The sequence below is a fragment of the Cohnella hongkongensis genome, assembly GCF_042654645.1.
Classification (GTDB): domain Bacteria; phylum Bacillota; class Bacilli; order Paenibacillales; family Paenibacillaceae; genus Cohnella; species Cohnella hongkongensis.
The window spans coordinates 143,238-156,170 of record NZ_JBHSEP010000013.1 but is presented as its reverse complement, the minus strand read 5'-3'; the positions used below and the strand labels follow the sequence as shown (position 1 = coordinate 156,170).

The window sequence follows — 12,933 nt, the reverse complement described above, 5'->3', positions numbered from 1 at the left end:
TGCGCGTAAACCAGCCGCGGAAATAAAAAAAGCGCTCCGCCCCAACCGGGGCGGAGCGCTCTCGCTTACATGCCGTTCGCGTGAATATGGGCCGGAATCGGCTCGTCGAAGAACAGGTCGTCGAGCGAGCTCAGCGTGCCGTCCTCCTCCACTTGGTAGACCGACATCTTCTCTCCGTTCACCGTCAGCTCGATAAAGCAGCTCCAGCAATAAAATTGATGGGAACCGATTTTACCGATATCTTTGGAACCGCAATTCGGACATCTCATCATCCGTCTTCACCTGTCACTTTCCGCGTAGGGCTCTCTCGTCAGTATCCGCTCGTAAGACGCCGGAACGAGGATGGCATCGTCGCCCAATGTCATCTTGTCCGGAGCGTCGGGCAGAAACAGCTTCCGCCTTCCTTCCAGCACGTCCGCGAGAAAACCGTCCGTCAACTCGTATCCTATTATTGGTGTACCCTCGGATGGTCTAAAATAAACATCCGACACTTTGCCTAAGTATTGTCCATCAACCGTATAGACTGGCATATCCTTCAACCGGACGACCCCGGTATGGAATGTCCGCAGCAGCTCCTGGCCGCGAATCGACGCGACAGCCGCACCGTTGCGAATCAACAAGGCGTCTTCGCCTAGATGAACGATATCCTTCCAGTAGACAATCTTGGACAATTTGCGGAATAAACCGGTTTGCGAATACCTGTCCAACACAATGCCGGTCAGCCGCCAAAACTCGTCAAACCACAAATCCTTGACTTTCCCGACGCTCTTGCCGCTCTCGAGAAGAACCGGCAAATCGAGAATGCGCTCCACTTGAAACATGCGGGCTCCTGACTTCAGCGTCTTGTTATTTATTACGCATACCGCGCTGAAATAGTTGCAATAATTTTCGCCATTTTTTCGGCTTGTTCCATAGTATTGCCCAAACCGAAGCTGAATCGAACCGCGGAAGCGATTTTGTCGGAAGGAAGACGCATGGCCTCTAGCACATGGGAAGGTTTCAATGAGCCCGAATTGCACGCGGAACCGCCCGAAGCGGCCAGACCCGCGAGATCCAGGCTCATCAGCATGCTTTCGGAGGAAATGCCGGGAAAGCTGACGTTCAGAATGTGGGGAAGCCGATCGTCCGGATGTCCGTTCACGGCGAACCGCTCCGCTCCGAGCTGCGCCGACAATTGGCGCAGCGCCTCGGCCCTTACGCGCTCTGCGTGATCCCAGCGGTCCTGCCGCTGCCGCACCGCGATGTCGGCCGCCGCAGCGAAAGCGGCGATGCCGGCCACGTTCTCCGTTCCGGCTCTGCGGCTACGCTCTTGAGAGCCTCCGCGCAGCATCGGCTGCCACGGGGTGCCCTTGCGCACGTAGAGCAGGCCTACGCCTTGAGGTCCGTTGACCTTATGAGCGGAGACGCTGAGCAGGTCGATCGGCAGCTCGCGAAGGTCAATCGGCAAATAGCCGAACGCCTGAACCGCGTCGACATGCATCAGCGCCCCGTGTCGGCGGGCCCATTCGCCGATCTCGGCGATCGGCTGCAGCGTGCCCGTCTCGTTGTTGGCCGCCATCGCGCTGACGATCGCAGTCCGCTCTCCGATCGCCGCCCGGGCATCTTCGAGGCGAACTCGGCCGTATTCGTCCACCGGAAGAATCGTCAGCTCGAAGCCTTCCTGCTCGAGCTGTCGGCAGGCGTTCAGCACCGCATGATGCTCGACCGCCGTCGTAACGACGGCGCTGCGCCCCCGGCTCCGCTGAGCGCGGGCGGCTCCGAACAGCGCGGCGTTGTCGCTCTCGGTTCCGCTGCCGGTGAAGACGATCTCCGCGGGCGAACAGCCGAGCATCTCCGCCAGTCGGTCCCTTGCGACGGAGACGCGCTCCCTCGCGGCACGACCGGACGCGTGAAGGCTGGAAGGATTGCTCGGTCCCGCAGACGCCGCCTCGACGTAGGCTTCGATCGCCGCAGGGTGCATCGGAGTCGTAGCCGCATGATCGAAATAAATCGAATTCAAGCCTTGCACCTTCTCTTTTAGATGTAGAACATGTAGTTGTCGAGCTTATTCTCGCCCTTGAACGAGATCAGATCCTGGAGCGTCGTCGAATCGAGCACCTCGGCGATGCTGTCGCGAATTCTCAGCCACAGATCGCGCTTGGCCGGATCGTCTTCCTCGGTGAAATCGACCGGGCTGATCGGTCCCTCGAGAATGCGGATCACGTCGCCGGAGGAGATTGTCTCGGGAGCCTTCGAGAGAATGTAGCCACCGTATGCGCCGCGAACGCTTTTGACCATTCCCGCGTTGCGAAGCGGGGCGATCAGCTGTTCCAGATAATGCTCGGATAGATTGTTTTTCTCGGCGATGCTTTTTAACGAAATCGGCCCTTCGCCGAATTTGGCCGCAAGCTCCATCATGATGGTCAAGCCGTAGCGGCCCTTGGTCGAAATTTTCAATTCGAACACCTGCTTTCATGCCGTCAGCATTAGGTTTAAAGGGTGGGAAGCTCCGATTCGCGCCGGACGGGCGCAGGAAATAATCGGAATAGAGGGTATCCCCATAATAAATATATGTTATCATAACTACTCTCTTTTTGGGCAAAAAAAACGCGAGATATTCACGAAACGCCGCTTCGCTTGTGAGAAAAGGCGATCTTTGTGCTAAAATAGATCGATACGGGGTGAACCGCGACACGCCGACGTCATGTCGGGCGGCGCCAATCGGCGGGAACGGACTTCCGGCTCCCGGGTTCGGCTCGTACAGTCTGCTAAGCAAGCGGCAAGGAGTGAGAAGCGGATGAACAATCTTGAAGCGATAACGGCGTCGCACGCGGCCCGGTTTCCGGACCCGTCCCGGGTACGCGTCGTCGTCGGCATGTCCGGCGGCGTCGATTCCTCGGTAACTGCGCTGCTGCTCAAAAAGCAAGGCTTCGACGTGGTCGGAGTCTTCATGAAAAACTGGGACGATACCGACGAATTCGGCGTCTGCACGGCGGAGGAAGACGCCGAAGACGTGCGCCGGGTGTGCAGCCAGATCGGGATCCCTTCCTATACCGTTAATTTCGAGAAGGAATATTACGATAAGGTATTCGAATATTTTCTGGCGGAGTATCGCGCCGGCCGTACGCCCAACCCGGACGTCATGTGCAATCGCGAGATCAAATTCGGCGAGTTTTTGCAGAAGGCGCTCGAGCTCGGCGCCGACGCGATCGCGACCGGGCACTATGCGCGCCTCGAGCTGCGGGACGGCAAGCACGAGCTGCTGCGGGGAATCGACGCGAACAAAGACCAGACCTATTTCCTTCACGCGTTGAACCAGGCTCAGCTTTCCCGCGCCATGTTCCCGATCGGGCACCTGCAGAAGCCGGACGTCCGCAGAATCGCCGAGGAGGCCGGGCTGGCCACGGCCAAGAAGAAGGACAGCACCGGCGTCTGCTTCATCGGCGAGCGCAACTTCAAGGAATTTCTGAGCCAGTATTTGCCCGCCAAGCCCGGCCATATGGTCGATCTCGTCACCGGGGAGACGAAGGGCCGGCACGACGGGCTGATGTACTACACGCTCGGTCAGCGGCAAGGGCTCGGCATAGGCGGCTCCGGCACCGGCGAGCCCTGGTTCGTCGCGAGCAAGGATTTGGAGACGAACACGCTGTACGTCGTTCAGGGGGACGCCCATCCCAGCCTGTATTCCACAGGCTTGACCGCAACCGGCGTCAATTGGATTCGCCCGGAGGAGCCGCCGACCCCGCTTCGCTGCACCGCCAAGTTCCGCTACCGGCAGCCCGATCAAGGCGTCACGCTGACCCCGCTGGGCGATCGCGCGTACCGGGTCGATTTCGACGCGCCGCAGAAGGCGATCACGCCGGGACAAGCGGTCGTGTTTTACGACGGAGAAGCCTGCCTCGGCGGGGGAACGATCGACCAGGTTCACAGGCTGGAGCCCGCAGCGGCGACATAAGCGGCTCCCCATAAGGCCGCAACTAGCTCAAGCAAAAACGCGTTCGGCGCCCTCTAGACGCAGAATCGCGTTTTTGTCGGAGGGGATTCAGATCAGGATAGCGATTTTTATTCTTTCTGTAATCCCGAGAAAGCCGGCCCGGAACGGGCAATGGCGGCGCGGAGATCGTTTTCTCCACGCCGCCATTGTTCATTGGCTGCCGATCGGCAGTCCCGCTCGTCCGGGCCGGGCCTCAGCTCAGCCGACGGATCTCGTCGTCGCTGATCTCGAAGTTGTGATAGACGTCCTGCACATCGTCGTTATCTTCGAACGCGTCCATCATCTTCAGCAGCTTCTCCGCATTCTCGCCTTCCGCGGCGACCGTATTTTGGGGCAGCCATCGCAAGCTCGCCGTCTCCAATGAATACCCTGCTTCCTCCAGCTTGTTTTTCACTGTCTCGTAGTCCTCGGGAGCCGTCAGCACCTCGAAGCTCTCTTCGCTGACGACGACGTCCTCCGCTCCCGCCTCCAACGCTTCCATCATAAAGCTGTCCTCGTCGGGCGACTGCTCGTCGCGCCCGATGACGAGCAGCCCCTTGTGATCGAACATGTACGATACGCATCCCGATTCGCCGAGGTTTCCTCCCCGCTTGCCGAAGATCGCCCGGACGTCGGAAGCGGTGCGGTTGCGGTTGTCGGTTAAGCATTTCACCATGATGGCGACGCCGCCGGGACCGTAGCCTTCGTACATAATTTCCTCGTAATCGACGCTGTCCGCCGCACCGATTGCCTTCTTGATCGCTCTTTCAATATTTTCTGCCGGCATCTGGATTGCCCGCGCGCTCGCGATCGCGCTCCTGAGCCCATAATTGGACTCCGGGTTCGGGCCGCCCTTGCGCGCTTGCACGTAGATCTCGCGCGCCAGCTTCACGAAGCGGTTGTTTTTGGCTTGGTCCGCTTTCCCTTTGCGGTCGGCGAACAGCTTGAATTTTGGCATCTCCTTGTACCCCCGGACAACATAAAGTATCGATAAAAATCTCAAATTAGTGTACCACTTCGGCCGCCGAACGGTCAAAGGGGAGGAGGCCGGCGGCCCCGCTCAAGCCCGCTCCGGGACGGAGCGGGCAAGGAACGTAAAGCGAAACCCCTGGTGCATGACCAGGGGTTTCGCTGCTGTTCGTGATATGAGAAGCAAGTCCGCGCGAGCGCGACTTACAGTTTAACCACGTTGGAAGCTTGAGGACCGCGATTTCCTTGCGTAATTTCGAATTCGACTTCTTGACCTTCTTCCAAAGTTTTGAAGCCTTCGCCTTGGATTGCCGAGAAGTGGACGAACACGTCGTTGCCGTCCTCGACGGAAATGAATCCGTATCCCTTTTCAGCGTTAAACCATTTCACTATTCCTCTCAAATGAAAAACCTCCTAAAATCTCGCCGTCGATCGGCGAATACGATGATTATACCCGAAATTACCCTTTTTTGCAAGATATTCAGCCCAATATTCCGCTCGACAAATGAAGCCGAATTTGCCGTCAATCCCGGGCTTTCCCGCCGGCTCGGCCCGTCTTTTTGAGCAATTGCAGCAGAGGGCTGCGAACCGGAATAAAGGGCAAGCCCGAAGGGATATACGCATGCTCGGCGACGTCTCGAAGCTCGTCGACCAGCTTCTCGACGAAGAAGCATCTCTCCCACTTCAGCGTGACGAGCGGATAGATCCGCACCTGTCCGCCGGGGCGAGTCACGCGAATGAGCTCCCTCAAGGCGGCCAGGTGGAAATCCTCGTCAAATTGGTCGGCGTATAAAAAGAGAAAGTGGCTGCACAGCACCAGGCCGAACGTATCGTCGGCAAACGGCAGATCGGGAAGCGCGGCCGCGACATAACGGGTTCCCGCGTCCGCCTTGCGGAAATCTTCGGCGAACAGCGCCAGGGAGCGTTCCCTTAGCGCCCGCTGTCCCTCCGGCGAGCCGTAATAGCTCCAATCGAACTGATCGGCCATCCGGGCGACCTTGTCCGACGCCGTCTTAAGCTCGGCGAAGCCGCTTGCCGCGATCTCGTCCGCATCCCCGCCGTACCAGGGATCGGCGGCCACGGCCTGCACGCCTTTCGCGTGCAGGCTGGCCGTGAAGGAGGCGGCTCCTCCGGCCACGTCGAGCACGGGCCCCGTCCAGTCCGAGGGCTCCAGCTTAAACATCGCGCCATACTCGTCGAACGAACGGCAAGTCGAGGCGACTCCCGTCTGCGGATACGCCCCGGGCGCCGCTTTTTCATTTTCCATCTCGTCTGATCTCCTCTCATCTCATCTGACTCGTCTCGGCTCGTCTATCGCTTCTCCGCCGCCCGGCGGAGTCAAGATTAGATTTCCACAGGAAGTCCCGTCTGTCAAGCGCCTTTCTCCGGGCGTCGTTGATTTCTCCGTGGAACTCTTCTATGATGAATAAAACGGCATTCGATGCCGCCGATCAGGAGTGTCCCCCATGTTCGCCAAACATACCGTCTACAAACACGACAACTACAATATGCTGACTGTAGAAGTTCAAGGCAAAACGCTCGTCGTCCGGGAGATCTCCGAGCAATGGGGCGAAACCTGCCACAAATTTCTCAGCCGCCCCGAGATGATGAATTGGGCCGAGAAACGGTTTCTGCCCGAAGATTTTCCCGACGGGGAGGAAGGACTCCGCACTGCGCTGGAGAAGCTGAAAAGCATCTAAACCCGCACTTCTCGAAGTGACGATAGCCAAAGGAGCCCCTCTTCATGCCTACCGAAGCCAATCTGATTTTCATTATTTCTTCGTTCTGCCTGGCGGTCGTCCTTATTCTGACCCGGGATCGGATTCCGGAGCGGATGCGGCGGCCGATGGCCATTCTATCGATTTTTCTCGTTCTGTTCGCCTTCTTCCTTATCGTCTATCACTTCTTTATGATGGGCGCTTAGTTCGGGCATACTACTCCGGCAACCTATCTCTTTGACCGGAGGCCCGCCATGAAGAAGCTCGCTCTGCCGCTGACCGCTGCGGCTGCGGCACTGTCCTTGCTGTGCACTGCCGTATCGGCCGATTACGATCCATCATTCAGGAGGTTGAATATGTCTATGAAACAAGTCGCCGTCAGATCCGAAGTGCCGCAGGAACACCGCTGGAAGCTGGAGGATCTGTATCCGAACCAGGAAGCTTGGGATGCCGAGTACAATCTGGTCAAGCAGCGGATCGGAGAAATCGCCGGCTACCAGGGCAAGCTGCGGGACGCAGACGCCCTCGCCCGCTGCTTCAAGCTCGAGGACGAGATTTCTCTGCTGACCGAACGGCTCTACGTATACGCGAATATGCGCCATCACGAGGATATGGCGGAGCCGAAATATCAAGGGCTGTCCGACAAATCCAAGAAGCTGGGCGTGGAAGTCGGCGAGGCGACCTCGTTCATCACCCCCGAAATTCTCAGCCTGTCCGAGCAGCAGTTGAAGGAATGGATCGCGGAGCCTTCCCTGGCCAAATACAAGCGCACGCTTGAGGAGATGCTCCGCCAGAAGCCGCATACGCTCTCCAAAAGCGAGGAGGCGCTGCTGGCCCAGGTCGGCAACGTCTCGCAGGCGCCGGGCACGATCTTCGGCATGCTGAACAACGCGGATCTGAAGTTCCCGAAGGTGAAGAACGAGCAGGGCGAAGAGGTCGAGCTGACCCACGGCCGGTACATTCAGTTTCTGGAAAGCAAAAATCGCGACGTCAGACGGGACGCCTTCAAGGCGATGTACGACACGTACGGCAAATGGCGGAATACGCTGGCCGCCACCTTGAACGCCAACGTGACGAAAAACCTGTTCTACGCCAAAGCGAGACGATATCCATCCGCTCTGGAAATGTCGCTGTTCGGCGACAACATTCCGAAGTCGGTCTACGACAATCTGATATCGACCATTCACGAGTTTCTGCCGCTCATGCACCGTTACATGAACTTGCGCAAGAAGCTGCTCAAGCTGGACGAATTACATATGTACGACCTGTTCGCGCCGCTCGTCGAAGAGTTCGACCTGAACATTCCATACGACGAGGCGAAGAAGACGGTGTACGACAGCCTCGCTCCGCTGGGAGACCACTACCGCAAGGTGCTTCAGGAAGGCTTCGACGGAGGCTGGATCGATATCTACGAGAATCAGGGCAAGCGCAGCGGCGCGTACAGCTGGGGCGCCTACGGCACCCATCCGTACGTCCTGCTCAACCATAACGACAACCTGAACAGCATGTTCACGCTGACGCACGAAATGGGCCACGCCCTGCATTCGTACTTCTCCGACGAGAGCAACGAATATCGCGACGCGCAGTACACGATCTTCCTGGCGGAGGTCGCCTCCACGCTGAACGAAGCGCTGCTGATGGACTACTTGCTGGGCAAGTCGACCGATCCGAAGGAGAAAATGTACCTTCTAACCTACTACGCCGATCAGTTCCGCACGACGGTGTTCCGTCAGACGATGTTCGCCGAGTTTGAAAAAATCATTCACGAAAAAGCGGAGAAGGGCGAGGCTCTGACGCCTCAGGAGCTTTGCTCGATCTACTACGATCTGAATGTGCAGTATTACGGCGAGGGCATGGTCGTCGACAAGGACATCGAGATGGAGTGGGCCCGTATCCCCCACTTCTACACCAGCTTCTACGTCTATAAGTACGCTACGGGCTTCTCCGCCGCGACCAGCTTCGCGAAGCAGATTCTCGACGAAGGCCAGCCCGCCGTCGACCGTTATCTCGGCTTCCTCAGAAGCGGGGGCAAAGACTATTCGATCCACATTCTGAAGCAAGCCGGCGTCGACATGTCCTCGCCGGAGCCGATTCGCCAGGCGATGAGCGTCTTCGAGAGCTTGATCCGCCAGATGGAGCAGCTGACCTCCTGAAGCGGCGCACACCCAAAACGAAAAAACGCCGGCAGCGAGCGGGCTTCCCCGCTTGCCGCCGGCGTTTTTCCCGTCATTCGAAGCATTCCGTCGCGATAACGCTCACGCTCCGAAGTCCGCGTCTTAACGCGTTACCGCCGCCGGGCCTCAGACGCCGCGAGCCGGTCAGGCCTGAATGTCCAACAGACGCTTCCAGGCTTCCAGCCGGTCTTCCAGCCCCCGGTAGTCCCGCGTCGGAATTGGACTGGTGGAGGGCATGCGCAGCAGCTCGCGCTTGCGAACCTCGGGATGCTCGCCGTAATGCTTGATCAGCTCCGAGAACGACTTCGTTCCGTTGCAGACGACGGCCCGCACGCGGGGATATTCGGCCAGCAGCCCGGGAATGTCGTTCGGTATCGCCTGGCGAATCTCGCTGTCCAGACTTCCCTCTCTCTCGCAGCTTGCGATCGTATCCCACAGGGCGACGCCGCTGCGGAGCGCGAACGCAATCCGGCTCTCGTACTCGTCGTCCGGCTCTCTCCCGTCGCCGAACAAGGCGTACAAAATCCGCCACATGTAGTTGCGGGGATTCCAGTAGTACCGGTGCGCCTTCAAGGAGGCCGCTCCAGGCATGCTGCCGAGAATCAGCATTCTGCAGCCGGCGTCGATGATCGGCGGGAACGAATGAACGATCAACGCCCCCCTCCCTCCTTTCTATAGCCGCTATTCTCCCCCCATCATAAGCCGTTCACGCCAAAAAGCGCAAATTCCCCTTCGGAGAATTGCGCCGCAGTCAGCCGCCGATTCGCTGTCGTTCTCTCGCCAAATCAGCCCTTCACGCTCCCGGCCGTCAAGCCCTCGATAATCGTCCGCTGCAGAAACGCGTAAATCGCCAAGATCGGCGCCACGCTGATGACGACCCCGGTGAAGACGAGCGGATAATTCGTCTGGAAGGCGTCGCGAAAGCCGACCATTCCCGTGGGCAGCGTCTTTAGCGCGTCTTTGCTGATGAAAAAGTTGGCCAGCAAGTATTCGTTCCAGTTGCCCAGCAGGTTGATGATGAAGACGGTGACGAGCGCCGGCATCGTCAGCGGCAGAATAATCTGGAAGAACGACCGAATGACGCCCAGTCCGTCCACGATCGCCGCCTCCTCCATCTCCGACGGGATCGCCTTCATGAAGGCGACGATCAGCAGGACGCTGAACGGCAGCGCGCCGGCCGTGTAAGGCAGAAACAGCGCCCAGTGCGTATCCAGCAAGCCCATCTTCTGAATGAGAATATACTGGGCTATGAACAGAACGTTGCCGGGAATCAGCATGCCGAGCAAAATAAACTGGTAGATCGCTTTGCTCGTTCTCGTCAGCCTCATTCGGGAGAGCGCGTAAGCCGTCGCCGCCGCGAGCAGAATCGCCGCTACGGCCGCGGTGACGGACAGGTAGGCGCTGTTGAAAAAATATTTGCTGATTTTCGCCTGGCTCCAGGCATCCGCGTAGTTGTCGACGGCCAGTTGGACCGGAAAGCCGAACGGAGCGTTCACAATCTGGTCGTTCGTCTCCTTCAGCGAGGAGAAGACGACGAATACGAACGGAAACAAAATAACGAATACGTACGCGAGCAGCACCAGATGAGGCAGGGCTTTTATTACGGCTTTGGGCATCAGTACTCGATCCTTTCCTGCCTTCTGGCAAACAAGATTTGATAGATCGCCGTTAGCAGCAGCGCGATCGCGAAGATCATAATCGAAAGGGCCGTACCGTAGCCGTATTGACCGTATTTGATCGCTTTGTTGACCATATAGGACGCCATCACTTCCGTCGCCCCGGCCGGACCGCCGTTCGTCATGACGAGCACGATGTCGACGACGCGCATCGCTCCGGCGATGGAAAGCATGACAACGACCGATATCACAGGCATAATGAGCGGCGTCGTAATCCGGTAGGCTCTCTGGAACCCGGTGGCTCCGTCGATCTCCGCCGCTTCGTTGATTTCCTTCGGAATGGCCAGGATGGCGGCAAGCACCAGCACGATGTAGAAGCCCATCCATTGCCAGGCGTTGGTGATGAGAATGGACAGCATCGCCCATCTCGTATCGGACAGCCAGTAGATCGGCTCGATGCCGAACCAGTCCAGGAAGCTGTTGAACAAACCGATGCTCGGGTGATACATGAACCCCCACAGAATCCCGATGATCGAGGTCGATAAGATGGACGGCATGAACACCGTCGTTTTGTAGAAGCCCTGCAGACGCTTCACTCCGCTGATCAGCAGCGAAAACACGATAATTAACGGTACCTGCACGAAAATTGAAAACAAAATGAAATACATGTTGTTTTTGACGGAAACCCAGAAATCCTCATCGCCAAAAGCCTTCTCGAAGTTAGCGAACCCGGTGTACCTGGCCGGCGTCAAACCGTCCCAATTCGTCAGTCCGTAGAACACCGACTGAAAGACCGGATAGACGAAAAACAAACCGTACAAGCAGAGCGTCGGCAGGACGAAGAGCAGGTATACGTACGGATTTCTCAACGTTTTGTTCATGTTTCCCCCCACCCCGTGACATCAGAGGGCGCCGTCCGTCCATTGCGGACGACGCCCGTCTTCCACGCCGTTCCGGACTAGTTCAATGTCGCCAGCTCCGCGTCCATCGCCTTCTGAATTTCTTCCGCCGCTTTTTCCGGCGTCGCTTTGCCCGCGATCAGGTTCTGGATTTGCTTTTCGAACTCTCCGTTCACCGTACCCGGCACAAGCGAATCGAAGTGCGGGAACACTTTGCCTGCGGCTGCGTTCGTAGCCAGCACCTGCTGCATGATCGGATTGTCGGAAGTCAGCTTGGAGGAATCGACCTTCATGGACGGCAGAACGCCATCCTCCTGGAAGCCGCGAACCTGATACTCTTCCGTATACAGATGCTTGATGAACGCTTTGATGGCCGCTTTTTCGTTGTCGTTCACGTCGGCCGAGAAGCCGTAGCCGTTGTTCTGGTTATAGTTGACCGCCGTTTGGTCGCCTTTGCCGCCCGGCACGGCCGGCATCGCGAAGTAGCCGACTTTGCCGTTCAGCGCGCCGCCTACGCCGTCCGCGTTAAACGTGGAGATTCTCCAGGTTCCGTCGAACAGGAAGCCCGCCTTGCCGGCGATGAACTCGTTCGTCTGCCCCGTATAATCGATGCCGAGCTCGCCCTTCGTGAAGTAGCCCTTGTCGACCCACTCTTTATATTTGGCGAAGGCGGCGACGACTTCGGGCTCCGTCATCTTGCGAGTGCCGTTGGCTACGCCCGCCTGAATGTCTTCGCCGGCGTATCTCGGTATGAGCGTGTTAAGCAGCATAAACGGAACCCACGCCGCTTGCGAGCCCATCGCGATCGGCGTAATGCCTTTGCCCTTAAGCGTCTCGAAGGCCGCTTCGAGCTCTTCGAGCGTCTTCGGCACCGAGATGCCGTTGGCGTCCAAAATTTCCTTGTTGTAGAACCAGCCCTCGGAGCCGGCTCCGATCGGAAGGCCGTATACTTTGCCGTCAACGACGAAGGTGGAGTAGTCCGTGAACTGATCCTTGATGCCAAGCTCGTCGAGAATCGGCGTCAGATCGAGCAGCTTGTTGGCGCGAGCGTATTTCTGTCCGTCTCCCGGTCCGCCGAACAGGTCGAAGATTTTCGGAGGATTGCCTGCCGCCATTTCCGCCGGAAGCTTCGTCCAGCGGTTAAAGCTGTCCTCGACGGCATCCATCTCGAAGTTCGCGCCCGGCACCTCGGCCTCGGCTTTCTGCACCACTTCGTCAAGAATCGCCTTGCGGAACTTCTGCAGCTCGCCGATCTGAATGTGGCGCAGAGAGATGTCGAATCTTTCGACGGGCGCCGGAGAGGCGGCCGTTTCGCTCGGGCTGGCGCTCGGGCTGGACGAAGGCGACGCGGACGGCGACGCTTCGCTGCTCTTGTTTCCGCCGCCGCATGCGCTCAGCACCGAGGACAGCATAAGAACGGAGGCCATGACGGTAACCCATTTCTTCTTCAACTTAGGACCCTCCCAAAAAGGAATTTGATTAAGGCTTGCACCTTTATTGTAAGTTCATTTCTAGCCGCTGTAAGGGAGTTAAACGGCTAACGAAGGGATAAGATTATCTTGCGGATTGGAGCGGTTTTTCCCCCTCTTTCGACGATTCTCCCCC

15 protein-coding genes are annotated in these 12,933 nt (G+C 58.0%); 4 read left to right on the top strand and 11 right to left on the bottom strand.

The window, feature by feature from the left end:
- Nucleotides 1–65: 65 nt before the first annotated feature.
- The 4 genes from ACFO3S_RS17715 to cymR are packed head-to-tail and all read right to left on the bottom strand — an operon-like array spanning nt 66 to nt 2,436.
- Nucleotides 66–272: a hypothetical protein gene (locus tag ACFO3S_RS17715; RefSeq protein ID WP_378098874.1), complete on the bottom strand. Its 207-nt coding sequence runs from the start codon at nt 270–272 to the stop codon at nt 66–68.
- A 6-nt stretch (nt 273–278) separates the two neighbouring features.
- Entirely contained in the window at nt 279–821 is a 543-nt protein-coding gene (locus ACFO3S_RS17710; RefSeq protein WP_378098872.1) for a PRC-barrel domain-containing protein, read from the bottom strand.
- A 32-nt stretch (nt 822–853) separates the two neighbouring features.
- Nucleotides 854–1,999, bottom strand: a complete 1,146-nt coding sequence (locus tag ACFO3S_RS17705) for a cysteine desulfurase family protein (RefSeq protein WP_378098870.1) — start codon at nt 1,997–1,999, stop codon at nt 854–856.
- Nucleotides 2,000–2,016: 17 nt separating this feature from the next.
- Complete coding sequence (gene cymR / locus ACFO3S_RS17700) at nt 2,017–2,436, bottom strand: cysteine metabolism transcriptional regulator CymR (protein WP_378098868.1); 420 nt, start codon at nt 2,434–2,436, stop codon at nt 2,017–2,019.
- A 340-nt stretch (nt 2,437–2,776) separates the two neighbouring features.
- Between cymR and mnmA the strand changes: the two genes are divergently transcribed.
- Nucleotides 2,777–3,934, top strand: a complete 1,158-nt coding sequence (mnmA, locus tag ACFO3S_RS17695) for a tRNA 2-thiouridine(34) synthase MnmA (protein WP_378098866.1) — start codon at nt 2,777–2,779, stop codon at nt 3,932–3,934.
- Between the two features lie 232 nt (nt 3,935–4,166).
- On the opposite strand, the gene ACFO3S_RS17690 is transcribed toward mnmA, so the two are convergent.
- The 3 genes from ACFO3S_RS17690 to ACFO3S_RS17680 all read right to left on the bottom strand — a co-directional run bounded on the left by ACFO3S_RS17690 (nt 4,167) and on the right by ACFO3S_RS17680 (nt 6,188).
- Nucleotides 4,167–4,910, bottom strand: coding sequence for a YebC/PmpR family DNA-binding transcriptional regulator (locus tag ACFO3S_RS17690; RefSeq protein ID WP_378098864.1), 744 nt, complete (start codon nt 4,908–4,910; stop codon nt 4,167–4,169).
- 215 nt (nt 4,911–5,125) lie between these two features.
- Nucleotides 5,126–5,323: a cold shock domain-containing protein gene (locus ACFO3S_RS17685; RefSeq protein ID WP_378098862.1), complete on the bottom strand. Its 198-nt coding sequence runs from the start codon at nt 5,321–5,323 to the stop codon at nt 5,126–5,128.
- Nucleotides 5,324–5,444: 121 nt separating this feature from the next.
- Nucleotides 5,445–6,188 carry a class I SAM-dependent methyltransferase gene (locus tag ACFO3S_RS17680; RefSeq protein WP_378098861.1) on the bottom strand — a complete coding sequence of 248 codons (744 nt, stop codon included), beginning with the start codon at nt 6,186–6,188 and terminating at the stop codon, nt 5,445–5,447.
- Between the two features lie 199 nt (nt 6,189–6,387).
- On the opposite strand from ACFO3S_RS17680, the gene ACFO3S_RS17675 reads away from it, so the two are divergent.
- From ACFO3S_RS17675 to pepF, 3 genes are all read left to right on the top strand, one after another.
- Nucleotides 6,388–6,621, top strand: coding sequence for a hypothetical protein (locus tag ACFO3S_RS17675; RefSeq protein WP_378098859.1), 234 nt, complete (start codon nt 6,388–6,390; stop codon nt 6,619–6,621).
- 44 nt (nt 6,622–6,665) lie between these two features.
- Entirely contained in the window at nt 6,666–6,845 is a 180-nt protein-coding gene (locus ACFO3S_RS17670; RefSeq protein ID WP_378098857.1) for a hypothetical protein, read from the top strand.
- A gap of 156 nt (nt 6,846–7,001) precedes the next feature.
- Nucleotides 7,002–8,792 (top strand): oligoendopeptidase F, encoded by a 1,791-nt coding sequence (gene pepF, locus ACFO3S_RS17665; protein WP_378098903.1) that lies wholly within the window; start codon nt 7,002–7,004, stop codon nt 8,790–8,792.
- Between the two features lie 165 nt (nt 8,793–8,957).
- On the opposite strand, the gene ACFO3S_RS17660 is transcribed toward pepF, so the two are convergent.
- From ACFO3S_RS17660 to ACFO3S_RS17645, 4 genes are all read right to left on the bottom strand, one after another.
- The gene (locus ACFO3S_RS17660; protein ID WP_378098855.1) at nt 8,958–9,467 is read right to left on the bottom strand and encodes a DNA-deoxyinosine glycosylase; all 510 of its coding nucleotides are present in this window, start codon (nt 9,465–9,467) and stop codon (nt 8,958–8,960) included.
- Nucleotides 9,468–9,598: 131 nt separating this feature from the next.
- Complete coding sequence (locus tag ACFO3S_RS17655) at nt 9,599–10,429, bottom strand: carbohydrate ABC transporter permease (protein ID WP_378098853.1); 831 nt, start codon at nt 10,427–10,429, stop codon at nt 9,599–9,601.
- On the bottom strand, nt 10,429–11,310 hold the full coding sequence (locus ACFO3S_RS17650) for a carbohydrate ABC transporter permease (RefSeq protein ID WP_378098851.1): 882 nt from the start codon (nt 11,308–11,310) through the stop codon (nt 10,429–10,431). The genes ACFO3S_RS17655 and ACFO3S_RS17650 overlap by 1 nt, the downstream gene beginning before the upstream one ends.
- 77 nt (nt 11,311–11,387) lie before the next feature.
- Nucleotides 11,388–12,779, bottom strand: coding sequence for an extracellular solute-binding protein (locus tag ACFO3S_RS17645; protein ID WP_378098849.1), 1,392 nt, complete (start codon nt 12,777–12,779; stop codon nt 11,388–11,390).
- Between the last annotated feature and the right edge of the window lie 154 nt (nt 12,780–12,933).

Excerpts from the sequence above, each read along its gene's own strand:
- ACFO3S_RS17715 (WP_378098874.1), bottom strand. The coding sequence starts at position 272 with ATGATGAGATGTCCGAATTGCGGTTCCAAAGATATCGGTAAAATCGGT.
- ACFO3S_RS17710 (WP_378098872.1), bottom strand. The coding sequence starts at position 821 with ATGTTTCAAGTGGAGCGCATTCTCGATTTGCCGGTTCTTCTCGAGAGC.
- mnmA (WP_378098866.1), top strand. The coding sequence starts at position 2,777 with ATGAACAATCTTGAAGCGATAACGGCGTCGCACGCGGCCCGGTTTCCG.
- ACFO3S_RS17690 (WP_378098864.1), bottom strand. The coding sequence starts at position 4,910 with ATGCCAAAATTCAAGCTGTTCGCCGACCGCAAAGGGAAAGCGGACCAA.
- ACFO3S_RS17680 (WP_378098861.1), bottom strand. The coding sequence starts at position 6,188 with ATGGAAAATGAAAAAGCGGCGCCCGGGGCGTATCCGCAGACGGGAGTC.
- ACFO3S_RS17675 (WP_378098859.1), top strand. The coding sequence starts at position 6,388 with ATGTTCGCCAAACATACCGTCTACAAACACGACAACTACAATATGCTG.
- ACFO3S_RS17670 (WP_378098857.1), top strand. The coding sequence starts at position 6,666 with ATGCCTACCGAAGCCAATCTGATTTTCATTATTTCTTCGTTCTGCCTG.
- pepF (WP_378098903.1), top strand. The coding sequence starts at position 7,002 with ATGAAACAAGTCGCCGTCAGATCCGAAGTGCCGCAGGAACACCGCTGG.
- ACFO3S_RS17655 (WP_378098853.1), bottom strand. The coding sequence starts at position 10,429 with ATGCCCAAAGCCGTAATAAAAGCCCTGCCTCATCTGGTGCTGCTCGCG.
- ACFO3S_RS17650 (WP_378098851.1), bottom strand. The coding sequence starts at position 11,310 with ATGAACAAAACGTTGAGAAATCCGTACGTATACCTGCTCTTCGTCCTG.